This is a genomic window from Rhodococcus sp. 27YEA15, assembly GCF_049739425.1.
Classification (GTDB): domain Bacteria; phylum Actinomycetota; class Actinomycetes; order Mycobacteriales; family Mycobacteriaceae; genus Rhodococcus_F.
The window spans coordinates 1,174,427-1,198,509 of the sequence record NZ_JBMHHW010000001.1; the positions used below are offsets into that span (position 1 = coordinate 1,174,427).

Below are 24,083 nucleotides of genomic sequence, written 5' to 3' on the forward strand. Positions count from 1 at the left end.
GGTATGGCAAACTTTCAAATCACAGTTGATCGTACGAAGTAATCGATTCGAGACTATCAGACCTTTGGTATCAGGTATCCGTTGCTGATCAATGAGCTCGAAAGTATGCGGACTATGCGGAGCTCGAAGAAGCTGACGATCTTCGTGGGATGTGGATGGAACTTGAGATTATCAACGTCCAAGATGGTGAGCCTATTGCGGACAGGCGAAGTGGTGAAATACTGGAGATTTTACAAAGATTCTTGTCGGCCGTGGAGTCTCTCAAAGATCAGGGGGCGTGTTAAACATTGCAAGATATGTGCCTCTGTTGTCAGAGTCGCGGCGTGATCGATGCCATCGATCACGCCGGTTTTTGATCGTAGTCGGATTGTAGGTTTTGATTCGCATGATCACCCGGCGCATACGGAGACGGGAGAATTTTTCTCAACGACCTCGAATTCAAGTGATGGAGGATATCGAACGTGCGCAATTTAAGGTTCGAAAAAGTAGCGGGTGAAATATTTCCTTTTCTTTCAGTGTGTTAGGAAAATGAGTACTCGTTCAATGTTGAAAACTACGGAATCTATAAAAATCTTGGGCTCAGGAAGGAGGGAAGCTCCGCTTTGTTGATCTCTTTCCTCGAGATCGAGATCGACCTGAAAACTGGACGTGCCATGTATACTTCTGGGTATCATCCAAATATAGGTTGGATGGAAGGCCCCGCTGTTCCGCACGGAAAAATATCCGGCGAGATCATGGTCGGATCGAACCCTCCACTTGAAAGTGGAATGCCGTTTCGGATTCTGGAGCACGGTCAAATAGAAACATATTTCGATCGATTCTCGGGTTGGGTGCGAATAACTCGAAGTTATGTAGATATTGATGAGGAGATCTGGGAGTTTTGCATCGACACTGCTCTCGGATTTCGGGATGGGCAAGTACATTCAGTGTGGATCAAGCCGAAGTTCGAAAATTCCTGATTCCGAGTCTCGGTAGAAAACTGTGTATGGAGGTGTTTGATCGTGACAATTCTTGATTCACCTGATCGTCCGTGGGTCCATCTGATGGAGGACCGCGAATTTCGTAGCATCGAGACAGAGTTACTGCCGACGGACGGCCGGATAGTGCATCGTATTTCCGGCGCGGATATGAGGGCTCGTGACGAACTCTTCTACGCCTACAAAATGAATTTGAACTACCGAGCTACTTTGGTTTCAACTGGCCAGGGTTCAGTGAGTTGATGGAATCGTGGACAGTATTCCAGCGCCTTCGCATGTAACCGTTATTCGAGACTGTGGCACTGTTCTCGTCGAGGAACCCGAAGAGATTGCACCATTTCTTCGCCACCTGAATGGCATCGTTCGATACTGGTCGAACCGGGTCGGGCTTTCGAAAGACTGGGGGCCTGGACCTGTTTCGTTCAATACTGTATTAGTCGGAGATCCTTCCGCCCTGGAACGGTTGTCGGCGCACGCCCGATAAGATCCTGACAATCGACAGCCGGTACAGCCATGTGCCGACTGGTCAAGAGCGTGAGATGAGGGTATTCCTGACGGCTCTGTCCCGGCGAAATTCAGGCTGATCGCCCGCCACGTTGGCTGAAAGTTGGAGTGTCCGAATGGCATCGAGAGTGTCACCCGCCATGTGATGGTTCCGACCTCGGTTTCGGGAATCATTTCCTGCGAAATCCGCGCATATCGTGCCCAAAGTCCCATCCGATATTGATCTGTTATAAACCCTGGTGAGAGTGCATTTATCGGACGTGGAATCGTCGATATTCGGACGAATTCAGGCCCGGAAATTTCCGGTCGAAATTCGAGACCATGCTAGGGTCGAATCTCGTTGCTACGCGAGACGGTCAAGTCAAAAGCTTGAAATGTCCTCGAGCTGTGATGCATTGACAATATGCGGAACTGGTGCATTGCGTATCGAAAAACGGAGGTTCGGGCTTTTCGATCTGCGAGAATGTGAATGATAATTGAATATGTGGCCGAGAGATTGATTACCGGCCACTCCTAGGGCGTGCAGAGTTGAAGCGCAAAGATTCCTAGCCGGAATTTTTGCGCATAGTTCTGCCGATTAGTTGCGAAGGAAGTGGCATGTGACAGGGTCTGATATGGTCCAGTTCAGCGCTTTTGTGATCATTGCGTTGCTGGTTTTTTTCTATGGTGGAACCTTTCTTATTTCACTCCGTATCGGTAAGAAGCAGGAAAACGCCGACGGGTTCATGACCGCCGGAAACAAGCTTGGTTACGGCATTTCCGCCGCGAGTATGACCGCGACATGGATTTGGGCGTCGTCGATGTACGCGTCCGCGACATCGGGATACACCTACGGCATTTCCGGACCGATTCACTACGGTCTGTGGGGCGCACTGATGATTCTGTTCATCTACCCCTTCGGCAAGCGGATCCGTGAAGTGGCGCCCAAAGCACATACTCTCGCCGAGGTGATGTACGCGCGACACGGCCGCTCCAGCCAGCTGATGCTCGCGGGTTCCAACGTCGTGGGAAGTGTCATCAGTCTGATGTCGAACTTCCTGGCCGGCGGCCTGCTGATCGCGATGCTGTCGCCGTTCAACTTCATCCAGGGCGTCGTGACGGTCGCGCTGGGCGTTCTGCTGTACACGCTGTGGTCCGGATTCCGGGCGTCGGTGATGACAGATTTCGTGCAGTTGATCGGAATGCTCGGCGCGGTGGTGATCTTGGTACCGGTGATCTTCTTCTCCGCCGGATTCCCGACCGCATTCGAAAGCGGCGCAAGCAATCTGACGGACGAGCAGAGCAACTTCTTCTCGAGCGTGGCCTTCCTCGAGCAAGGTGCTCCGTACATCGCGGCGGTGCTCGCCTATGCCATCGGCAACCAAACGATCGCGCAGCGACTCTTCGCGGTTCGTTCCGACCTCATCAAACCGACCTTCATCACGGCAACCGTGGGTTACGGCGCAACGGTGATCGGCGTCGGCATGCTGGGAGTTCTCGCTCTCTACCTCGGCATCGAGCCGATGGACGGCGATGTCAACAACTTGATCCCGCAGATGGCGGCGTCGTACCTGCCCGCTGCGTTGGTGGCGGTGTTCTTCATCATGATCATCGGGGCGTTGTCGTCGACAGCGGATTCGGATCTGGCCGCTCTGTCGTCGATCATGATGACCGACGTGTACGGACAGAACGTCGCAGGCAAGGCCAAGGCCAAGCCGCGGCGGATGCTGCTGGTGGGACGAGTGACGATGATCGTCGCAACGGCGTTGGCCATAGCGTTGGCCAGTTTGCAGCTGAGCATCCTGGACCTACTTGTCTTCGTGGGGGCTCTGTGGGGTGCACTCGTGTTCCCTGTCATTGCGAGCTTCTACTGGGGAAAAGTCACCAACAAGGCGTTCACGGTGTCGGTACTGGCGGCTCTGGCCGCGTTCTTGCCGGTTCGGTTCGCTTGGGTCTCGATGGACGGTGTACTGGGTATCTTCACCGACATCGTCTCGGTGATCGGTATCGGCGTGGTGGCAGGCTTGATGGCGTTCGGGTTCTTCGGATTACGGGCCGCCAGGATCATCGGGGCACTGGCCGCGCTGCTCTCGGCCCCCTTCGCCATCGGTTCTCTGCACGATTACGCCACCCTCAGTGGCTCGCTGGTGGCCTATGCGGTCAGTACCGTCGTCTGCTTCGCCATGTCCGTCAGGCAGAAGGACACATTCGATTTCGCGCTGATCAACCAGCGCACCGGCGACTTCGATCCGTTGACGAACCAAGCGGACCCCCGCGACGATCTTCCGACGGTGGGAGCGAACAGGTGACACGACGTCGACCGACAGAAGGAGTTCACCTATGAGTACAGCGATGTTGACCGTGTACGTCCTGATCTGGCCGGTACTGGTCGCCGTGATTCTGGGCGTGATCAGTCGCGGTTTCGTCAAGGACTGGCTGACCGCTCGCCGTAACGGCGAAGACCTGGTCTAGCTCGACGACGCCGCCCCTTGCATGGGCGGGTTTCCCGGAAACGGGGGCGGCGTTATAGTTGCCCAGTGCAACAAGAGGGAGCAGCGGTGCTCACCGGATCGCCTGCCGTCTACGACGAGCTCGTTCGGTTGACACGCGAGATGATCGTCGGCGATCGCCGACCCGACGATCAGCCGACCGTCGCGCAGCATTCCTTCCTCTCCTACATCGGCCGCAACGACGGCTGCAAGGCAACCGAGATTTCCGATGAGTTCGGTGTAAACCGGTCGACCATCTCACGCCAGGTGCGCGGGTGTGTCGACGCCGGCTGGGTGTGCGCAGATCCGGGTTCCGTCCGTCAGGGCAACCCGTTGCACCTGACGGACGCCGGGCGTGAGTATCTCGACGCGGCCAACGCGCGCCGACTCGACCAGGTTGCCGAAAGACTGCAGGATTGGACCACCACCGAGATCGAGGATTTCGCTCGCGCTCTGCACCGCTTCAGGATCGCCAACCAATCACCGACCGACGGAGATGACGTCACGTGAGTGAGTACCGCACCAAAGCCCAGTTCACCATCTCGGAGACGGATTCGGTGGTGCACACGGTCTTCACCCATGCCGAGCGAACACCGAAGCTGACGGTGTTCTCCCGTCCGATCGGTGACAAGTGGGTCGACGTGTCGGCAGCGGAGTTCGCCGAGCAGGTGACGGGTGTGGCCAAGGGCCTGATTGCTGCCGGCGTTCAGCCGGGGGATCGGGTGGCCCTGCTGTCCGCGACGCGGTACGAGTGGTCGTTGTTCGACTTCGCGATCTGGGCGGCCGGTGCGGCGAGTGTGCCGATCTACGATTCGTCCTCCCAGGACCAGGTCAACTGGATCCTCGAGAACTCCGGGTCGGTGGTGGCGATTGTCGAGACTGCCGCCCACGAGAAACTGTTCCAGGACGTACCGCCGACGCTCGCGACGGTGCTGCAGATCGACGACGGCGCAGTGCAGACGCTGATCGAACAGGGTGCCGACGTCGACGACGCTGAACTGACCAAGCGCCTCGACGGTATTCGCGCCGACGATTTGGCCTCGCTCGTCTACACCTCCGGAACCACCGGACGCCCCAAGGGTTGCATTCTCACGCACCGTAATTTCCTGTCCGAGGTGCGCGGCATCAAGACCGCGTCGATCGGTAAGGTCGCGGTGCCGGGTAACCGGATCCTGACGTTCCTTCCCCTCGCCCACGTACTCGCCCGCGCGGTCTCCCTCACCGCGTTCGAAGCCGGTGCCGAGCAGGCGCATTGGTCTGACTTCTCCACTGTCACGTCCCAGTTCGAGCGGTACAAGCCGAACACGATTCTGGGGGTGCCACGTGTGTTCGAGAAGGTACGCGACGGGGCTGCGCACAAGGCGGCGGCAGGCGGCGCTGTTCCTGGGGCGATCTTCGGATTCGCGGAAGCCACCGCCAAGGAGTACAGCCGGGCTCTGGACACGGGTGGTCCGTCGCTGATCGTCAAGGTCAAGCATGCATTGGCAGACAAGCTGGTCTACTCGAAACTGCGCGCTGCGCTCGGCGGAGAATGCTGGTTCGCCATTTCCGGCGGTGGCGCACTGACCGCGGATCTCGGTCATTTCCTGCGTGGCGTCGGCGTCCCGATCTACGAAGGCTACGGACTCACGGAAACCACTGCGGCGCACTGTGTCAACGTTCCGGGCGCACAGAAGATCGGCACCGTCGGGCAGCCGATGGGTGGCAACGGAGTCCGGATCGCCGAGGACGGCGAGATCGAACTCGACGGGGGAGTGGTCTTCGCCGGGTACTGGAACAACGAGGAAGCGACCAAATCGACCCTGGTGGACGGGTGGATGAAGACGGGAGACCTGGGCGAACTCGACAGCGACGGTTACCTGTCGATTACCGGCCGCAAGAAGGACCTCCTTGTCACAGCCGGTGGAAAGAACGTCTCACCCGGTCCGATGGAAGACCGGATTCGCTCTCACTCCCTGGTGTCGCAGGCCGTGGTGGTCGGCGACGGCAGGCCGTTCATCGCCGCCCTGCTGACCGTTGATCCCGAGGTCTTCACGAAGTGGAAGTCGGAGAACGGCAAGTCCGCCGATGCGACGGTCGCGGACCTTCGTGACGACGCGGGCCTGCGCGCCGAACTGCAGAAGGCTGTCGACGACGCCAATTCGACTGTCTCGCATTCGGAGTCGATCAAGAAGTTCACGATTCTCGATCGCGACCTCACCGAAGAGGACGGCGAACTGACCGCGACGCTGAAGATCAAGCGCAACATCGTCATCGATCGATTCAAGGACGACATCGAAGGTCTGTACGCGAAGCGTTAGGAATTGCGGCCGATCTGCTCCCGATAGGCCACTACGTCGTCGAGCCGAAAGCGGCGATGCGTGCCGCGCAGTTCGATCGGGAGCTTTCCGGCGTCGGCGAGCTTGCGGACGTAGGTGTCGGAGACCCCCAGGATCTCGGCGGCCTGTGAGGTGGTGAGTAGTTCGGCCACCGGGCCGAGTGCGACACTGTCGCCGGCGGCGAGGTGGGTGAGCAACGCGACGACGGCATCCACGGCCGAGGGTGGCACGTCGAAGTGCACACCGTCGACGGACAGCGTGGGCGTATCCACCGAGGTGGCGGCGAGGTCTGTCAGTGCTGCGCTGATCCGCGCGGCGGCGGCACTGTCGACGGCCGACACGATGCGGTCGATACTCACCAGCGGTACTCCGATTCATGGGCTTGTTCGACGGTGGCCTCCGAATGCGGGGTCCACGGTCGGGGGTTCTGGAAGCATAGTCGCCGCAGATTCCGGCGGTGATCGGCCGGCTGCGGAAATTTGCGCAGCCAGATCGAAAAGGGAAGTACATGAAGTGCAGGCACATTCGTGTGGAGTCCTGCCGACAACCGCTCGTGGCGGCGAAACCGCCCGTATCATCTTCGTCGTGGCTAGACGATCGGTAACAGTGCGTTTTGACGAAGAGGAACTGCGCGCGCTCGAGGCGCTCCAGGAACTCACCGGCGCGGATATCTCCAGCGTCGTGCGAGAAGCGGTGATCGAGCATGCGCGCCGATGTGGTGCCGAGCAGAGCCGACCGCGCGATCTCGCGCGGAAACGGCAGGCCGTGGCTTTGCAGGACGCTTTCGCCAAGTACTCGGCGCTCTGTGTGGACGAAGAGCGCGAGGCATCGTAGCGGGTTGCGGCGTGCCTGCGTGGGTTTGAAGTAAATCTAAACGATTCCGGTAGAACAGCTTGCTTGTTGTTCGTGTCCGATCTGTGCAGACTGAGATGGGTGCATATGCATATAAAGTATGTGCACCTAAATTTCTGTCATAACGAAACTTCGAAGGAACTTCATGTCACTCGACAAAGAACCAGCTCTTGTCACTCCTGTGATCGCGGCCGCAGCTGTAGCCGGCGGCGCGCTCCTCGTCGATGTGCGAAGCGCGAAGGGGCGTGGCGATCACGGTGACATTCCCGGCGCCGTCATCGCTGATCGCAACGAGCTGGACGCAGAGTTCGGGCTGGATTCGCCGACCAAGCACGCCGAGGTCGTTTCACTCGATCAGCCGATCGTCGTGGTGTGCGGGTCCATTGCCGGTTCCGGACCGGTCGCCGAAGGTCTCCTCGAGCGTGGCTTCGTCAACGTCGTCCACGTCGACGGCGGATTCCCCGGCTGGAAGGCCGCGGGACTGACCGTGACCGAACCCGCGTCGGCACAGTCGTAGTACTGCGCTCTTGACCCGAACACAACTCGATCGTGATGTTCGCTGATGTCGGCCAGAGGAGGCGTGGGGTTCACCGGTGACGACCTCGATTCGATGGACACCAGCACAGTCCTGAGAACCGGTGTCCAGGTGATGGCCAAGGGAAGCGCCGGCTTCCGCATCGCCACCCCACTCTCGATCATCGCCGGACTCGTCAACGGCTCCACCATGGTGCTCAGTGCTGTCGCCATCGGCTGGGCCACCGACCATCTCGTCATTCCCGCATTCACCGACGAGCCGGTGCCGGCGCGGAACTGGTGGATCGCTCTGGTCGCCATCGCCGGCGTGTCCCTGCTTCGGGTGGTCACCATCGTCACCAGGGCCGTGGCCGCTGCATACGTGCAGTACGGCAATCAGGCGTCCACGAGACGAGATCTGGTGCGTCAGTACGCCAGACTCGGCGTTCCGTGGCACCGACGGCATTCGACCGGTCAACTGCTCTCCAACGTCGTTTCCGACGTCGAAGTGCAGTGGGCGCCCATGCAGTTCTTCGCCTTCGCGATGGGAAGCGTCTTCATGCTTGTGGTGGCGTTGGCGAACATCGCTCGATCAGACTGGTACCTCGCCGCGGTAGCAGTACTCCTCGTCATCGCGGTGCTGATCGCGAACTTCGTCTACCAGCGGGTCATGTCGCCGCGGGCGCGCGAAGCCCAACGGGCCAGAGCGACGGTCAGCACCGTCGCGCACGAGCAGATCGAAGGCGAGCAGGTGGTCCGGACCCTCGGTGTCGTCGACAGCGAGTCCGAACGGTTCGTGGCCGCCGCAGAACAAGCGCGGGTCGCGAACACCCGGATGTCGTTTGTCAGTGCGGCCTTCGACCCGGTCATCGAGCTCGCGCCGACGGCAACGGTGTTGGTGGTCCTGCTGATCGGATCCGGCCGTGTCTCGGCAGGTGAACTGACCGTCGGCACCTTGGTGGAGACCATCTACCTCTTCCTGACCATGGCACTGCCACTGGGCATGATCGGCCGGTTCTTGAGCGTGCTGCCCTTGGCGGTGGTCGGAAACATGCGAACCGGTGCCGTACTCGATTCCACGGAGTTCACCCGTTTCGGTAGTGAAGAACTCCCCGGAACGGCCGCTCTCGCGGTGCAATTCGACGACGCCCGCTACCGTTACGAACGCTCGGCCCGCGATGCCGTCGGCCCCCTCGACCTACGTTTCGATGCCGGTGACGTCGTTGCGATAGTCGGCGCTACCGGCTCGGGAAAGACCACTCTCGTACGGTTGCTCGCCCGACTGGCAGATCCCTACTCCGGCACCGTGAGTTACGACGGCCTCGACGTGCGAAACCTGACCGCTGGTCAGGTGGAGGCGCGCGTGGCAGTCGTGAGTCAGACGTCGTTCCTCTTCGACGACACCATCCGCGACAACGTCACCCTGGGTCGTGACATCAGCGACGACCAGGTGTGGAAGGCTCTCGAGATCGCCGAAGCTGCGGAGTTCGTCAGGGCAGTGACCGGCGGTTTGGACGCCGAGGTGGGTAAGCGCGGAGCCTCACTCAGCGGCGGCCAACGTCAGCGACTCGCGTTGGCGCGCGGTCTGGTCGGATCGCCGTCCCTGCTCATCCTCGACGACGCCACCAGCGCTCTCGATCCGGCCGTCGAACGAGACGTCCTGGACAACATCCGCCGCGAGTTCGTCGGCGAACACCTCCACCGACGCCGATGTACGGTGGTGATGACCGCTGCCCGCAAAACCACGGTGACACTGGCAGATCGAGTGCTGTTACTCGACGACGGCGCAGTGGCCGCATCCGGGACACACACCGAACTCCTGGCATCGAACGCCGACTACCGCGACATCGTCGACGCCTACGCGGTCGGCATGGAGATCGATGAGCTGGACGCCGAACTCGACGCAGCGGGTGACCGACCGTGAGTGCATCGGTGGCATCCAATATTCGTAAAACCCGCGAGTTGAATCCTCTTCTACTGCGCGGACTCTGGTTGACGGTCGTCCTGGCTTTCGTCGCCGCCTCCGGACGCATCGTCGTCCCGTTGACGGTGCAGTACGCACTCGACCACGCCTTGCTGCACGGCAATGCCGAGAAGGACAGCACAACACTGCTACTCGGCGCCGTGAGCGTCGGTGCGCTCGGCGTCGCGGTAGCCGGTGGAGCGTCGTGGCTGCTCAACCGGCGGCTCATCCGCACCAGCGAGAACTCTCTGGCGGCGTTGCGCATTGCGACGTTCAAACATATCTTTCGGCTACCCCCCGCGAAGTTCGACGACGCCGCCCGTGGATCGCTGGTCGCCCGGGTGACCAGCGACGTCGACACGGTGTCCCAGTTCGTTCAGACCGGTGGCGTGACCCTGATCGCGAACTGTGCGCAGATGCTGGTCGCCGCGTCGATCATGCTGATCTACAGCTGGCCGTTGGCGTTGCTCGTCATCGGGGTGTCGGCCGTGTCGGTGATAGCCATGCGGATCGTCCAGCGAGTGATCGCCCGCAGGTTCGGCGCCGTGCGAGTTGCGGTGGCCGAGCTCTACGACGGGGTGTCGGACATGGTGCACGGCGCCGAGGTCACGCGCTCCTACGGGGCCGACGCGCGCATCCAGGCCCGCGTCGACGGGCTGATCGGCCGCACCGAACATGCGCTGCTGCGGACCCAGTTCCCGTTGGGCGTCAACATGTCGTTGGGTGAGCTTGCCAGCGGGGCCATCACCACTGCGGTAGTGCTGTTCGGCGCTGCAGTAGGTACCGGGCACGTCGGTTGGATCGATCTGACTGCCGGCCAGCTGGTGGCTTTCCTGTTCCTCATCACCTTCTTCGTCCGGCCGTTGCAGTTCTCCGTCTCGATACTCGGCGACTCGCAGAGCGCGGTGGCAGGCATGCGCCGAGTGTTCGGGCTTCTCGCCGAGCCGTCGGCGGCCGTCGACGACGGCCAGGGCAAGGCGCTGCCGGAGGGCGGGGTCGGCATCGAACTACGTGGGGTGGAGTTCTCCTACACCGCCACCAAGAAGGCGATCACGGATCTGAATCTCGTCATCGAGCCGCACGAACACGTGGCGGTGGTCGGTGAGACAGGCTCCGGAAAGACTACTTTCGCCAAACTTCTCACCAGACAACTCCTGCCCACAGCCGGAGTGATCGAACTCGGCGGCACGGATATCAGTTCGATTACCGACAGCTCGCTCGCCCGCCGTGTCGCCATCGTGCCGCAGGAGGGTTTCCTCTTCGACCGTTCGGTGTTCGACAACATCGCGATGGGGAGCGACGGAGCCACGCGCGCCGACGTGATGAACGTACTCGCCGATCTGGGCCTTGCGCAGTGGGTGAATTCACTAGCCGACGGCGTGGATACTCCCGTAGGAGCTCGCGGCGAAGCGCTCTCCGCCGGTGAGCGTCAGTTGGTTGCACTGGCCCGCACCGCGATGGTCGATCCGGATCTGTTGGTCCTCGACGAGGCGACCAGCGGTGTCGACCCTGCCACGGACGTCCGGGTGCAGCGCGCACTCGCTCAACTGACCAAGGGGCGCACGACGGTCACCATTGCGCATCGGATGATCACGGCCGAGACTGCGGACACGGTTCTGTTGTTCCACAACGGAATCCTGCTCGAGCGCGGCTCCCACACGGACTTGGTGGCGCTCGGTGGGCGCTATGCGTCCCTGCATCAGGCGTGGAACGCCATGAACAGCTTGTGAGTGGACCACGCCCGCCGACGGGTCGGTGGGCGTGAAGATCTACTTAAGGTATTGCGTAGCTCCGATGGGTTGTAGTTGCGCCCGATTCCTTCGATAGTTGTTCGTACAGCAATGCACGGCGGTGCCTTTCCTGGGCCGAAGGGCTGCGAACGACGATCACTCTCGATCTCGAGGAGTCAGGCGTGTCCGACCACGACACGGGCGATCATGCTCGCCTGCGCGGCAGCGACGACGTGTTTCACGCGCATCCGCTGTCGTGTTGTCGTTGTCGTTGACTCACTCGTGAACTCCGGTGCATCTGGTTGCATCCGTGTTTCGGCTGTGACCGGGCTACGCGCACGAGGCGTCGCAGCAATTCTGCACCCGCGGCGCACCGCAGTCTTCGGTGCGTCATCGCTCTCTCGAAAAACCCTGTACAAGGAGATCTTTCGTGAAACCTGTTCGACATCGGCGCATTGTCGGCGCCCTCCTCCTCTCGACGGAAATGGCCTCGTGAGCGCCGCACGCGAGGCCCGCGCAGGCGGATGCGCCCCGGGACCGGCCGACCCCGGACCGTTGACACGAAAGCTGGGTTTGGCGGATCTGTTTGCGGAGATCAGGATCGGCGCGGCCGACCGGGACCGGACGAGTGACATCCCGTACCAGTGGGTGGACCGACTCGAGGCCGCCGGCATGGGTTCGCTTCGTCTACCCGTTTCCGAAGGTGGGCAGGGCCTCGGGCTCGCCGAACTACTCGAGGTGGTCGAGGATCTGGCTGTCGCCGATCCGTCGATCGCGCACGCATTCCGCAATCACTTCGGATTCGTAGAGAACGCCCTGGGGCGAACGAGGAACCCGATTCACGATCGGCTCCTCGCCGAGATCGCGAGCGGGAAGTTGGTGTTCGGCTCGCACGGTGAGCAGAACACGCCGACGTCCGGAGACGCTCAGGCGGACTTCACCACCACGGTCCGTCGACGAGACGGGCAGCTGCTCCTGCGCGGCGACAAGTTCTATTCCACCGGCAACCTGTACGCCGACTATCTCGTGGTGAGTGCCAACTGGGACACCGGCGGCCCGGTCACGGTGGCGATTCCGGCCACCAGGGCGGGGATCGACCGAACCGACGACTGGGACGGGATCGGTCAGCGCCTGACCGGAAGCGGGTCGACGCGCTACCGCGACGTCGTGGTACACGAGGACGAGATCGTGCCCGCCGACGACACTGCCACCACGGACAAGTACCAGGCATCGTTCGCACAGCTGTATCTGACGACGGTCATCGCCGGGATCGTGCGCAGCGTGGTGGCGGACGCGGTGGTGCACCAACCTTCCGCAGGAGAAGATCGATGACAGAAGTACACACTGCCCCACGTTCAGTGGAGAGCGCCCTGACGGAGTTCCGGGAAACCTTCGCGCGAATCGCGGAGGGCGCCGCCAGGCGTGAGCGCGAACGGGATCTTCCCTTCGCCGAGGTACAGGCATTGTTCGATGCCGGGTTCGGGGCGGTGCGCGTTCCACGGAGCAACGGCGGACTCGGCCTGAGTCTCGTCGAATTCTTCGACCTACTCATCGAATTGGGCGAAGCCGATTCGAACATTCCCCAGATCGTCCGCGGACACTTCACCACCGTGGAGATACTGCGCAATCTCGACGACGGTCCGGTACGCGATCACTGGTTCGAGAAGATCGTGGCAGGCGCGGTATTCGGAAACGCACAGTCCGAACCCACCGCGAGTGGGACGTTCGAGATCTCGACCACCGTGACGGATCTGGACGGCGAATCGGTGGTGAGCGGCGAAAAGTATTACACCACCGGCACTCTGTACGCCGACTACGTTCGAGTGTCCGTGGTGGACGAGGACGGAGACCGACGTTTCGTGGTCGTGGACGCAACGGCGAGCGGAGTACACAAGCTCGACGACTGGGACGGAATCGGACAGCGACTGACGGCCAGCGGAACCACGCACTTCGACAAGGCGCCCGTCGCCGTGTTCGGTGAATTCGGCTACCGACCAGGTTTTCTCGACCAACAGGCGTCGTTCGTGCAGATCGTTCACCTGGCAACACTTGCCGGCATCAACCGCAACCTTCGAGAGGACGCGGTCGCGCTCGTCCGCAGCCGAACCCGCACCAGCCTGCACGCCCAGTCCGATCGCGCCGAGACCGACTATGCGATCCAGAGCGTTGTCGGAAGGATCGCCACGCACGCCCTTGTCTCGGGGACACTGGTGGCCGCGCTCGCGCGTGAACTCGACGAGGCCAACGCACAGTTCGCGAGCGGGGTGGACACCGCAGACCGCTACGTCCAGGTCTACATTGACACCTCGCAAGCGCAGATCGCGATCATCGACGCGGTACTGGACTCGGCGAATCTGATCTTCAACGCCGGTGGTTCCTCGACGGTGCGTGAGCCGGGAAATCTCGATCGGCACTGGCGTAACGCCAGAACGCTGGCCTCGCACAATCCGGTGATCTACAAGCCTGCGGTGATCGGCGACTATCTGATCAACGGAACGAAGCCGAAATCCTTTCTCGACCGATACGGCCGCAAGGACGTCTGAGTGGCGCTCGAATCCCGGTGATCCCAACCCTGCCGTCGCCCGACGATCATCAGGACAATGTAGTGACGGACGACCCTGAGGCCGCGAGGACATTTCATGTACGACATACGACGACTGATTCTGCTTCACGACCTCGCGGAATTGACAACCATGACGGCAGTCTCCGAGCGGCACGGGATCACCACGTCTGCGGTATCGCAGCAGATGCGACTCCTCGAAGACGAGGTAGGTGCGGTTCTGACCCGGCGGGAAGGCCGAGTATTGCGGCTTACCCACGCCGGTCGGGTTCTCGTCGACCACACCGCACGCATCATCGCGGCCCTGGAAGAGGCGGAGAGCGCTGTCGCCGCGACGGGGGAGTCGGTGTCCGGGGTGCTGACCCTGGCTACGTTCAACACGGCCCTGAGTCGACTGGCCATTCCGGCGGCGACCCGCCTGAATCGGGAGTACGAGGGGCTGCGGGTGCGGTTGGTCGATGCAGTTCCGGTGGACTCGGTTCCGGCAGTGCGCCAACAGGAAGTTGATCTGGCCATCACGTACACGTACTCGTTCCGAACCGGCGAACTGCCCGTCGGTCTGGGAACGGAGTTCCTCTTCACCGACCCACTGGTGCTGCTGGCACCGGAATCGATGCACGAGCGTGCCCGGAAGTACGGGCTCGAGGCGGTGGCCGACGCCGATTGGATCGCCGCCAAGGACGGAGCGCCGTCCATTGCCTCGATCATGTTCTCGTGCAGACAATCCGGGTTCACCCCTCGGATCGAGCATCGTTCCGGTAATTTCGGGTCGATGGCCGAAATGGTCGATCACGGATTCGGGGTCACCGTGGTACCCGAGATGTCGGTGCCGGAGTCGGCGAAGCATCTTGTCGCCTGTCCGGTGGTGAACGGGGCCCGGGAGATCGGCGTCACCTACCGTAAGGCCTCACTGGAACGGCCCGCAGTGGCAGCTGCTATCCGCGCACTCCGAATGGCCGCTGTTCCACTGCGATTGGCGTCCTGACTGCGTTTCGGTGCACTCGTCCGGGTGTGTTGAACGTAGTTGGAGGAGTTGCGGTCCTGTGGGGTGGAACGCACCTCCGAATACCGGAGAAGTCGATCGCTCGATCGACCTACCTTTCGATGATCGACGTTCGACGACTCACACCAGAGAACAAGGACTTTCGTGATGACAGCAGTCTCGGTACCGACCGTAGCGGGGAGTGATGGGCGATGACACGCCAGGTCCACCTCAATGTGAACATCCTCAATGCGGGTGTCTTCGGTGGCTCGTGGCGATTTCCCGGGACGGACCCCGTGGGGAGCTTCGGGCTCGACCATTACCTCAACATCGCGCGTAAGGCCGAAGCCGCGAAATTCGACGCGGTGTTCCTCGCCGACGGCCCAGCCATCCGCGAGGACGTGCGATATCGCCCGTTCAACAGCCTGGAGCCATCGGTGGTGCTCGCCGCCGTTGCGGCCTCCACCTCACGGATAGGAACGGGCGGCATCGACGTCGTCGACGAGAACTGTGCCACGTCCGTTCCGGGTCTCTTCGCGGCGGGGGATGCTGCCACGCGGGAACGGATCTGCGGTGGATTCACCGGCGGTGGAAGCCACAATGCGGCCTGGGCGATGTCGTCCGGATCATGGGCGGGTGCCGGGGCCGCCCACCACGCGTGGTCGACCGGAAGACGCGGTGGTACCGAGGTGCGCGGGAGCGGGACCGTGGGCTTACAACCGACAGGACGGAGTCGATTGCCGGCGTCGGAACTGGTCGCTGCCGTTCAGTTGCAACTGCTCCCGTGGAGTTGAACTACCTCCGGCACGGGGATCGTATTCGGAACGCTCTCACCGAACTCGAATTAGCATGGAGTGCTGCATGTTCGGAGTTGGACTCGGATGCAGTCGGCCGCGTCGCTGCCCGGCAGGCAGCGGCGATGACTGCCGTGGGGCGCTGGATGTACCACTCCACGCTGGCGCGGACCGAAAGCGGGGGATGAGCAAGCGCGAGGACTGGCCGGAACTCGATGTGGCGCAACGTCACCACATTCTCACCGGCGGCCTCGGCTCGGTATGGACGGCTACCGCCGGCGTCACCGGTTCGGTTCCGGTGCCGTCGTGATCGAACTGGTGCTGGCGGACACCTGCATCGGATGCGACAAGTGCGTCGAGGTGTGCCCCACCGACGTCTTCGACCGAACCACCTCGGGGATACCGGAAATCGCCGGACAATCCGATTGCCAGACGTGTTTCACGTGTGAGGCGTACTGCCCGGCCGACGCACTGTTCGTGCATCCACAGACATTCCCGACGTCCGCGTCCGATCTGGTCGACGAGGGTCAGATCGGACGCTATCGCGAGAGTATCGGCTGGGGAAAGGGCCGGGCACCCGGATCATTGCTCGCGGTGGGACCGGACGTGGTTCCACCGTCCACGACCTGACGAGGAGCTTGACCGCGGTGTCGTCGAGTTCGATCAACGTGGTGAAGCCTTCGGCGATCAGATCGTCGAGTTCGATGCGTCCGGTGACGACCGGGGCGAGGTCGACCACACCGTCCTGAACCACCTTGATGACGGCGTCGTGGTCACGGACGTATCCGACGCCACCACATCGTCACCGATCTCGCGGTCGGCGACGCCGTCACCGATCTCCTCGACTGTGCCGGAGAACTCGTGGCCCATGATGACGGGCGCGTTCTCGTGTGACGAGGGGGTGCGGATGCCTGGGGGCGAAGGTGAAGATCAGCCCTCCAGATACTCGTGCAGATCGGTTCCGCAGATCCCGCACCACGCGATGTGCAGCTTCACCGTTCCCGGCTGCACCTGGAACACCTCACGTCGTCGATCCCCTGGTGAGACGACGCTGGGCCCGCGGACCTGCGACTTCGTGGGGTCGTACCTGATTGCAGTTGTCGAATTGCAGTCGCGCCGCCAAGCAGTGGTCGATGTCTGGTTCGCAGTAGTATGCGAGCGTCACGTCCATCGATGTCGAGACACCGAACTGACTGATCGACGGCTGGAGAGGAGGTGGCGACTGTGGTGGTGAGACCGCCGACCGGCACGAGCAGCACTCCGCGAGTGATCGCATCTGCACTGAGGGGCGATCTACTCGAAGGCACTCTGGAACCTGGAGATCGACTACGCGAAGAATCGCTGGTGGCGCGTTTCTCGGTAGGACGGCACTCGGTGCGCGCGGCAATTCAGATGTTGGTCACCGAGGGTCTGCTCGTGCACGAGCGTAACAAGGGTGCGGTCGTGCCGGCTGTCACCACGGAGCGAATCGACGAGATATGTTCCTACCGTTCTGTTATCGAATTGGGGGCGCTGCGAATGGCGCTGGCGCGCGGGGCCGATTGGACGGGTGTCGAACGGGCCGTCGAGAAATTGGAGGCGTTGTCGAACGACGCATTGTGGCGTGAGGTCATGGAAGCCCACTCCGCTGTCCACCACGAAATCGTTGCGGCCAGTCACAACGATCGGATCGTGCGCGCGCACCGAGCGTGCGAAACCGAACTGGCGTTCATGTTGGCCGCGGTGAGACCGGACTATTCCGTTGAGCGTCTTGCCGTGATTCACCGGGAGCTGTGGGACAAGCTCTGCGGCGGCGGCGACGCGGCGGTTCGAGCACTCGACGACGATCTGGAACGAGGAGGTCGAGCGGCGATGCATGCGGCCCTGCAGCGCCGGTCCGAGATCAGTTGACCTGCTCCTGCCAATCGGCAGGTACCCGCCCGCGTGGTCCGGGTGTGGGCTGATCGACGGGATGTGACGTCGGCGGCGCCAACTCCGGCCCGTCGTACGCTTGCTCGGTCTCGAAGCTCCAGAACCAGTCCTCACCTGGCTCGTAGCTCTGCATGAACGGATGCTTGGTGGTCGCGGCATGTGCGCTCGCGTGTTGACCTGGCGACGAATCGCAACACCCGACGTGGCCGCACTGCGCGCAGCGCCGCAGATGAACCCACCACCCGCCGACGGCATCACACTCGACGCATCCCGCGCCGCTGGGCGGCACGCTCGGATCTATACCTGCTGGAAGTGCTTCTGTCATGGTTCAACCCTCTCGTGTGGTACGACGGTCGTCCCATCGTGCGCCTGCGGCGGTGATGCCCGCAATACTGCTATCAGTTCTCGGTCGGTCGTTCCGGTCCAGCGATGGGCACCACCACTCGGAATCGAGTGTCACCGGGGTGGGAGGTGACCCGCAGCTCGCCGTGATGTTTGCCGACCACGATGCGCCACGAGATGTCGAGACCCAGACCGGTGCCCTCGCCGACCGGCTTGGTCGTGAAGAACGGCTCGAAGATCCGATCGATCACGTTGTCCGGTATACCGGACCCGGTGTCGCAGATTTCGATGCACGCGCGATCGCCGTCCCGAGTGGTACGGATCGTGAGCGTACCGACCCCGTCCATCGCGGACACCGCGTTGTCGACGAGGTTGGTCCATACCTGATTGAGCTCGGCGGCATAGGCGTCGATCGGCGGCAGCGTCGGATCGTATTCCTTGACCACGTCGATACCGGCACCGATCTTGTTGCCGAGCATGATCAGTGTGCTGTCGAGTAATTCGTGAACGTCGACGGTCTGGAACGGTGCCCGATCCATCTGGGAGTACTGCTTGGCTGCGCCGACCAGTGTGGAGATCCTGGTGGTGGAATCGGCGATCTCGTTCATCAACAGTTCGGATTCGATGGTGTAGTTCAGCCACCGGATCGCGCCTTCGAGAACCGAGTCGTCCACCGCTGCCGACACGTTCTCGAGCCACCCGGTGTCGAGTCCGGCCTGCACGAACGTAGGCGCGAGATCCCACCCGTTGCGAATCGAATGATCGTCGAACCAGTCTGCCAGGGCGTCCTCGCGATCTGCGGCCGCCAACGGCGTCAGCGTCGGCGCCTTGGCGACCACCTCCGCCACCTCTTCCTGTAGCCGGATGAGGGTGACCAGAGAATCCTGGTTGAACTTGCCCGAGGCGATCATTCCCAGTTTGTGGCGCATCCCGGCGACGCGGTCCCGCAGGGTCGCCGTCGCCCGAACTGCAGCCGCTGCCGGGTTGTTCAGCTCGTGAGTGAGTCCGGCCGAGAGCGATCCGAGTGCCAGCAGCCGTTCACGCTGATCGATGACGTGCCGCGTGCTCTGCTTGCCGTAGAACGCACCTTCGAGCAGGTGAACAGCCATCGGGAACCATTCGCGTATCGCGTTGCCGAGTTTTTCGGCGTCGAGCACGAAGAAGATCGACGGTGTGGTCACCCGCATGGACCCCATGTAGATCTGGGGGACGCGATCACCCAGGTACGCGGTCCAGCCGCCGGCGTACACACCACGCTGCGACGTGCGGGTGATTTCGATGTCCTCGCCGCCCGACAGCTTGGACATGACGAGTTCGCCTTCTATCAAGACGTAGAAACACGTGGCCGGTTCACCTTCGAGATAGACCTGGCCACGGTCGATCTCGGCGATATGACCGGCCCGGCACAGTGATTCGAGCTGATCGTCGGTCAAGCTCTCGAACAGAAACAGCGAGCGTAGCAGTTCCGGGCTGCATTGCGGGACAGTCATCGAATCTCCCTAGTGTTGAGCAAGATAGCGGTGGACGAACATCACGGCCATGGCGCCTTCACCGACGGCCGACGCCACCCGCTTCGCGGATTCGGCGTGTACGTCCCCGGCGACGAAGATTCCGGGAACGCTGGTTTCGAGGTGATGGGGGGCGCGATCGAGTGGCCATCCGAGTGGAGTTGTCCCCTCGGTAACCAGATCAGGGCCGGCGACGATGAACCCGTTGCAGTCGCGAACCACCACGTCACCGAGCCAGTCGGTGCGTGGGGCGGCGCCGATGAAGATGAACATCCATTGGGCGTCCACCGTGTCTTCTTCTCCGGTTGCCCTGTTGCGCAGGATGATCCGTTCGAGGTGATCGTCACCTTCGGCTCCGATCACCTCCGTGCAGGTCCGCACCGAGATTCTGGGATTCCGTTCGATCTGCTGGATGAGGTAGTAGGACATCGACGCTTCGAGAGAAGTTCCGCGAACCAGGATGGTCACCGACCGCGCCCCACGCGAGAGATACACGGCCGCTTGGCCGGCCGAGTTCGCCCCGCCCACGATGTACACGTCCTGCTCGCCGCACCGCGCGGCCTCGGTGACAGCCGATCCGTAGTACACGCCGCGTCCGGTGAGCTCGTCCAGACCTGGCGCGACGAGTTGTCGGTACGACACCCCGGTTGCCAGGATCACCGCGTGCGCGTCGACGGACGTACCGTCGTCGAATCGGACGGTACGCGCAGAACCGTTGACCTCGAGGCCCACGACGTCTCGGGCCGTGATGACTTCGGCCCCGAACTTGTTGGCCTGACGTCGGGCTCGATCGGCCAACTGCGAACCGGAGACGCCGTCGGGAAAGCCGAGATAGTTCTCGATTCTCGAACTCTGGCCGGCCTGCCCACCGGTCGCGAGGCGTTCGACGAGGACAGTGCGTAAACCTTCCGACGCCCCGTAGAGTGCGGCACCCAGACCGGCGGGTCCGCCGCCGACGACCACCAGATCGTAGAAATCTTCCGACAGTGTCGTGTTCAGCCCGAGTGTATCGGCAAGTTCGGAGTCCGACGGTTCGATCAAGACGTCGCCGTTGGGGGCGACGACAACCGGGAGGCGGAGTTCGTCGGCACCGGCGGCGGTGAGCAAGCGCTGACCTTCCGGCTCGTCCGACATGTACCACCGATAGGAAAGCTGGTTGCGCGCCAAGAACTCTCGAACATCGGACGACCGTTCCGACCAGCGGTGGCCGATCACCTTCGTCTCTTCGGTCGACCGATGGCCGGAACTCGCCCAGGCGTCGAGTAGTGCATCGATGACGGGGTAGAGCTTTTCCTCCGGGGGATCCCACGGCTTGAGGAGGTAGTGATCGAGATCGACGACGTTGATGGCGTCGATCGCGGCATCGGTGTCCGCGTAGGCGGTCAGCAGGACCCGTCGCGCGATCGGATACAGATCCATGGCCTGCTCGAGGAACTCGATGCCACTCAGACCCGGCATCCGATAGTCGGCGACGATGATCGCGACGGCGTCGCCACGGAGCTTCATCTCGCGCAGTGTGTCGAGCGCCTGGTCACCGGATTCGGCTCGGATGATCCGGTACTTCTCCCCGTACCGTTTGCGGAGGTCACGAACGACGGCGCGGGAAACGCCGGGGTCGTCGTCGACGCTGAGTATCGCCGGTTTGGCCGGGGTTTTCGGTTCGCTCACGCGGTGCCTTCCCGAAGAGGTGGTCAACTTCTCCAGTATGCGACCGCATTGTCTGTCCGGCAGAAAAATGTGGGTGTGCTAGCCGCACGAACCATCGAGAGCTGGGTGAATTGTCATTGTTTGTTCGATTCGTCAGTCATGAGCGATGCGGGTTTCGCTACCGGCGAAAGTGGCACGGGATCCGGGTGGTCCACCGGTGATCGAGTGCCCGGGCGCACTCGACGACACCGATCGAATGCGAACTCCGGGCTCTGCCATGTAGCCCGAAGGTGTAGCTCTGGTCCGTGACAACGCGGAATCCGGAGAAGAAGGGGAACCATATCCGCGCCGGCAGCATCTAACTCGGTGAGTCGACATCAACCCAGGGGGGCGGTCATGGATCAGTCCGAACGGGGGGGTGGACAGATGCCATCGACCGGGGCACCGGTGTCGGCTGTGGCCGGACGCACCTCGACCGCCGGGGGGAGCGGTCGAGAGTGTGTCCGGGTGTGAGGCCGGGGCCTGAAATGGGACGGAACGAGTTGCCGGATCGTCCGCGACGACAAAAAATCCGGCTGAGTCGATTCGGGATCGACCCAGCCGGAATCGGCCTCGACCTCTCGGTCGTGACGACGTCAGGCGGTCGGTAGCGTCTTCAGCGACTCCAGAGTGGAGTGCACGGCACGAGCGGCCTCGGCGCCCTTCTTCACGAAGTGCGCACCGAAGTACTCGACATGCTCGGCGTGCTCATGGAAGTGGTGCGGAGTGAGCACCACGGAAAAGACAGGAACATCCGTATCCAGCTGGACACGCATCAGTCCGTCGATGACGGCGGTCGCGACAAAATCGTGGCGGTAGATGCCGCCGTCGACGACCAGTCCGGCGGCCACAACTGCCTGGTAGCGCCCGGTCTGTGCCAGGCGCCGCGCGTGTAGTGGGATCTCGAAAGCGCCGGGTACCTCGAAGAAGTCGACGTCCGCGCGGTTGTATCCCAGCTCGACGATCTCGTCGGTGAATCCGTCGCGTGCCTGATCGACGATGTTGCGGTGCCACGTTGCTTGAATGAACGCGATGCGCTGTCCCTCGTTGCCACTCATGCCACTGAAACTAGCGCACCGTCGAGAACGGTTTCGACCGGCCGGACTAACTCTGCTGATTGGGCAGTGCCGTGGAACGTCCCCACCCGGCGTCGTTCGTCAGATGTTCGAGCAGCGGTTGGATGCGGTACGGCAACGGGTTGGTCAACGAGATCGTCGTCGTCGAGTGGGTGACACCGCGAAGTGTCACTATCTGCTCCACCAGCTTCTGCAGTGCGGCGTGAGTGGACGTGGCCACCCGGACCAGAAGGTCTTCGCGACCGGTGGTCGCATGGATCTCGATGACCTCGGGCAGCTCGGTGAGACTGTGGACGACGTTGCCGATCTTGCCCTGTTCGAGTTCGAGTCCGACGAACGCCTGGATCGGAATCCCGACTTCCGGAAGGTCCAGGTTGGGCCGGAAGCCGGTCAGAAGGCCGTTCGACTCCATCCGCTTCATTCGAGACTGCACGGTGTTTCGAGCGACCCCCAGGGAATTGGCGAGCTCGGCCACGCTCATCCTCGAATCCTTGCTGAGTAGACCGAGTAGCTGCACGTCGAGCTTGTCGATGCTGAGCACTATGTGAACCTCTCCACGGTGACGACCGTCACCAAGTGATCGATTTGACTAGTTCAAGTCGATTGTATTGACCAAATCCTATCCTAGGTCGACTATTAGATTGTCGAACTGCCAAGCAGGCTGTTCATTTCCTCACGGTTCGACTTTTCAGACCACACGTCTCATCAGCTCTCCGTAGCGCTGCGTATCTCTTTCGGAAAGGTCTATTCCACAATGACTCTCACTGCTGAGCCTGTGAACTCCGTTGCCACCCAAGAAGTGTCGTCGGAGATTTTCGACCGAAGCGACTACCTGCGTGAATACCCCCACGAGCAGATCACCTTCTTCCAGGACCCGGCGAGTGGGCTCAAGGCCATCGTGGCTATTCACTCCACGACTCTCGGACCCGCGCTCGGTGGCACGCGCTTCTATCCCTACGCGGACGAATCATCGGCTGTCACAGATGTTTTGCGTCTCTCGCGCGGAATGACATACAAGGCCGCAGTGGCAGGTGTCGATCTCGGCGGCGGCAAAGCGGTCATCGTCGGCGACCCGGCATCGCTCAAGAGCGAAGAGTTGCTCAGTGCCTACGCCAAGTTCGTCCAGACGCTCGGTGGTCGCTACATCACCGCAGGCGACGTCGGAACCAACTCGAACGACCTCGACGTCATGGGCCGCCACACGGAGTTCGTCGTCGGCCGCAACACCGAAGCCGGCGGCTCGGGAGACAGTGCACCGATGACAGCGCTCGGTGTGTTCGTCTCGATGCGTGCAGCTGCCCAATCTCATTGGGGTTCTGCGTCCCTGGCCGGAAAGACCGTCGGCGTCGAAGGCACGGGCAAGGTCGGATACGAACTGATCAAGCTCCTCGTCGCAGAGGGCGCCACCGTACTGGCCACCGACGTCTACTCGCCCGCGCTCGATCGCGTCAAGGCGGATTTCCCTCAGGTCACCGTCGTGGGCAGTGTCATCGATGCCGAACTGGACGTCTACGCACCGTGCGCAATGGGCGCAACACTCTCCGACGTGACGGCTCGCTCGATCACCGCCGAGGTGGTCTGCGGCGCTGCGAACAACCAACTCACGGTTCCTGCGGTGGAACAGGTCCTTCGGGATCGTGGCATCACCTGGACGCCGGACTACGTCGCCAACGGTGGCGGTCTCATCCAGGTCGCAGGCGAGCTGAAGGGTAGTTCCGCCGCCGAGGTCACAGCCGCTGTCGAGAAGATCTTCGATACCGTCGCCGAGATCTTCACCAAGGCCGAGAGCGACTCGATCCTCGCCGGTGCCGCCGCGGACGCGGTTGCCGAAGCGCGCATCGCCGAGGCCGCGCGCCGCGCCGCCAACCGAGGTTCCGCCAGCTGACGTAAGCACTGTCG

Annotated in this window: 20 protein-coding genes and 2 pseudogenes; 15 read left to right on the plus strand and 7 right to left on the minus strand. The window is 62.0% G+C overall.

Features of this window, described 5'->3' with window-relative positions; all coding sequences use genetic code 11:
• Positions 1-2,095 precede the first annotated feature (2,095 nt).
• The 4 genes from ABH922_RS05440 (at position 2,096) to ABH922_RS05455 (ending at position 6,249) form a co-directional block, all read left to right on the plus strand.
• Positions 2,096-3,769: a sodium:solute symporter family protein gene (locus ABH922_RS05440; RefSeq protein ID WP_424809574.1), complete on the plus strand. Its 1,674-nt coding sequence runs from the start codon at positions 2,096-2,098 to the stop codon at positions 3,767-3,769.
• 31 nt (positions 3,770-3,800) lie between these two features.
• Positions 3,801-3,932, plus strand: coding sequence for a putative transporter small subunit (locus ABH922_RS05445; RefSeq protein ID WP_424805956.1), 132 nt, complete (start codon positions 3,801-3,803; stop codon positions 3,930-3,932).
• Positions 3,933-3,997: 65 nt separating this feature from the next.
• Positions 3,998-4,459, plus strand: a complete 462-nt coding sequence (locus tag ABH922_RS05450; protein ID WP_424805957.1) for a MarR family winged helix-turn-helix transcriptional regulator — start codon at positions 3,998-4,000, stop codon at positions 4,457-4,459.
• Entirely contained in the window at positions 4,456-6,249 is a 1,794-nt protein-coding gene (locus ABH922_RS05455; RefSeq protein WP_424805958.1) for an AMP-dependent synthetase/ligase, read from the plus strand. The genes ABH922_RS05450 and ABH922_RS05455 overlap by 4 nt, the downstream gene beginning before the upstream one ends.
• Here ABH922_RS05455 and ABH922_RS05460 read toward each other — a convergent pair.
• Entirely contained in the window at positions 6,246-6,626 is a 381-nt protein-coding gene (locus ABH922_RS05460; RefSeq protein ID WP_424805959.1) for a helix-turn-helix domain-containing protein, read from the minus strand. The two genes, ABH922_RS05455 and ABH922_RS05460, sit on opposite strands and share 4 nt — an antisense overlap.
• 226 nt (positions 6,627-6,852) lie before the next feature.
• Between ABH922_RS05460 and ABH922_RS05465 the strand changes: the two genes are divergently transcribed.
• The 9 genes and pseudogenes from ABH922_RS05465 (at position 6,853) to ABH922_RS05505 (ending at position 16,291) form a co-directional block, all read left to right on the plus strand.
• Complete coding sequence (locus ABH922_RS05465; RefSeq protein ID WP_424805960.1) at positions 6,853-7,101, plus strand: hypothetical protein; 249 nt, start codon at positions 6,853-6,855, stop codon at positions 7,099-7,101.
• A gap of 163 nt (positions 7,102-7,264) precedes the next feature.
• Positions 7,265-7,636 carry a rhodanese-like domain-containing protein gene (locus ABH922_RS05470; RefSeq protein ID WP_424805961.1) on the plus strand — a complete coding sequence of 124 codons (372 nt, stop codon included), beginning with the start codon at positions 7,265-7,267 and terminating at the stop codon, positions 7,634-7,636.
• A 45-nt stretch (positions 7,637-7,681) separates the two neighbouring features.
• Positions 7,682-9,556 carry an ABC transporter ATP-binding protein gene (locus ABH922_RS05475; RefSeq protein WP_424805962.1) on the plus strand — a complete coding sequence of 625 codons (1,875 nt, stop codon included), beginning with the start codon at positions 7,682-7,684 and terminating at the stop codon, positions 9,554-9,556.
• Positions 9,553-11,325 (plus strand): ABC transporter ATP-binding protein, encoded by a 1,773-nt coding sequence (locus ABH922_RS05480; RefSeq protein WP_424805963.1) that lies wholly within the window; start codon positions 9,553-9,555, stop codon positions 11,323-11,325. Before ABH922_RS05475 ends, ABH922_RS05480 begins: the two co-directional genes overlap by 4 nt.
• A gap of 492 nt (positions 11,326-11,817) precedes the next feature.
• Positions 11,818-12,657, plus strand: coding sequence for an acyl-CoA dehydrogenase family protein (locus ABH922_RS05485; protein WP_424805964.1), 840 nt, complete (start codon positions 11,818-11,820; stop codon positions 12,655-12,657).
• Positions 12,654-13,868, plus strand: coding sequence for an acyl-CoA dehydrogenase family protein (locus ABH922_RS05490; protein WP_424805965.1), 1,215 nt, complete (start codon positions 12,654-12,656; stop codon positions 13,866-13,868). Before ABH922_RS05485 ends, ABH922_RS05490 begins: the two co-directional genes overlap by 4 nt.
• A 96-nt stretch (positions 13,869-13,964) precedes the next feature.
• Positions 13,965-14,870: a LysR substrate-binding domain-containing protein gene (locus ABH922_RS05495; protein WP_424805966.1), complete on the plus strand. Its 906-nt coding sequence runs from the start codon at positions 13,965-13,967 to the stop codon at positions 14,868-14,870.
• 209 nt (positions 14,871-15,079) lie between these two features.
• Positions 15,080-15,971: pseudogene (locus ABH922_RS05500) on the plus strand (hypothetical protein).
• A complete protein-coding gene (locus tag ABH922_RS05505) occupies positions 15,968-16,291 on the plus strand; it encodes a 4Fe-4S dicluster domain-containing protein (RefSeq protein ID WP_424805967.1) in 324 nt (107 codons plus the stop codon). Before ABH922_RS05500 ends, ABH922_RS05505 begins: the two are co-directional and overlap by 4 nt.
• A gap of 162 nt (positions 16,292-16,453) precedes the next feature.
• Here the strand turns inward: ABH922_RS05505 and ABH922_RS05510 are convergent.
• Positions 16,454-16,681 (minus strand): annotated as a pseudogene (locus tag ABH922_RS05510) (alcohol dehydrogenase catalytic domain-containing protein); the annotation flags it as partial.
• A gap of 195 nt (positions 16,682-16,876) precedes the next feature.
• Between ABH922_RS05510 and ABH922_RS05515 the strand changes: the two are divergent.
• On the plus strand, positions 16,877-17,551 hold the full coding sequence (locus ABH922_RS05515; RefSeq protein ID WP_424805968.1) for a GntR family transcriptional regulator: 675 nt from the start codon (positions 16,877-16,879) through the stop codon (positions 17,549-17,551).
• Here the strand turns inward: ABH922_RS05515 and ABH922_RS05520 are convergent.
• The 5 genes from ABH922_RS05520 to ABH922_RS05540 all read right to left on the minus strand — a co-directional run bounded on the left by ABH922_RS05520 (position 17,544) and on the right by ABH922_RS05540 (position 22,725).
• Positions 17,544-17,897, minus strand: coding sequence for a UBP-type zinc finger domain-containing protein (locus ABH922_RS05520; protein ID WP_424805969.1), 354 nt, complete (start codon positions 17,895-17,897; stop codon positions 17,544-17,546). The genes ABH922_RS05515 and ABH922_RS05520 overlap by 8 nt on opposite strands.
• A 73-nt stretch (positions 17,898-17,970) precedes the next feature.
• Positions 17,971-19,404: an ATP-binding protein gene (locus ABH922_RS05525; protein WP_424805970.1), complete on the minus strand. Its 1,434-nt coding sequence runs from the start codon at positions 19,402-19,404 to the stop codon at positions 17,971-17,973.
• A 9-nt stretch (positions 19,405-19,413) separates the two neighbouring features.
• Complete coding sequence (locus ABH922_RS05530; protein WP_424805971.1) at positions 19,414-21,090, minus strand: FAD-dependent oxidoreductase; 1,677 nt, start codon at positions 21,088-21,090, stop codon at positions 19,414-19,416.
• Positions 21,091-21,704: 614 nt separating this feature from the next.
• Positions 21,705-22,166, minus strand: a complete 462-nt coding sequence (locus ABH922_RS05535) for a 6,7-dimethyl-8-ribityllumazine synthase (protein WP_424805972.1) — start codon at positions 22,164-22,166, stop codon at positions 21,705-21,707.
• A gap of 46 nt (positions 22,167-22,212) precedes the next feature.
• Positions 22,213-22,725 (minus strand): Lrp/AsnC family transcriptional regulator, encoded by a 513-nt coding sequence (locus ABH922_RS05540; protein WP_424805973.1) that lies wholly within the window; start codon positions 22,723-22,725, stop codon positions 22,213-22,215.
• 213 nt (positions 22,726-22,938) lie between these two features.
• On the opposite strand from ABH922_RS05540, the gene ABH922_RS05545 reads away from it, so the two are divergent.
• Complete coding sequence (locus ABH922_RS05545; RefSeq protein ID WP_424805974.1) at positions 22,939-24,069, plus strand: Glu/Leu/Phe/Val family dehydrogenase; 1,131 nt, start codon at positions 22,939-22,941, stop codon at positions 24,067-24,069.
• Positions 24,070-24,083: the final 14 nt, after the last annotated feature.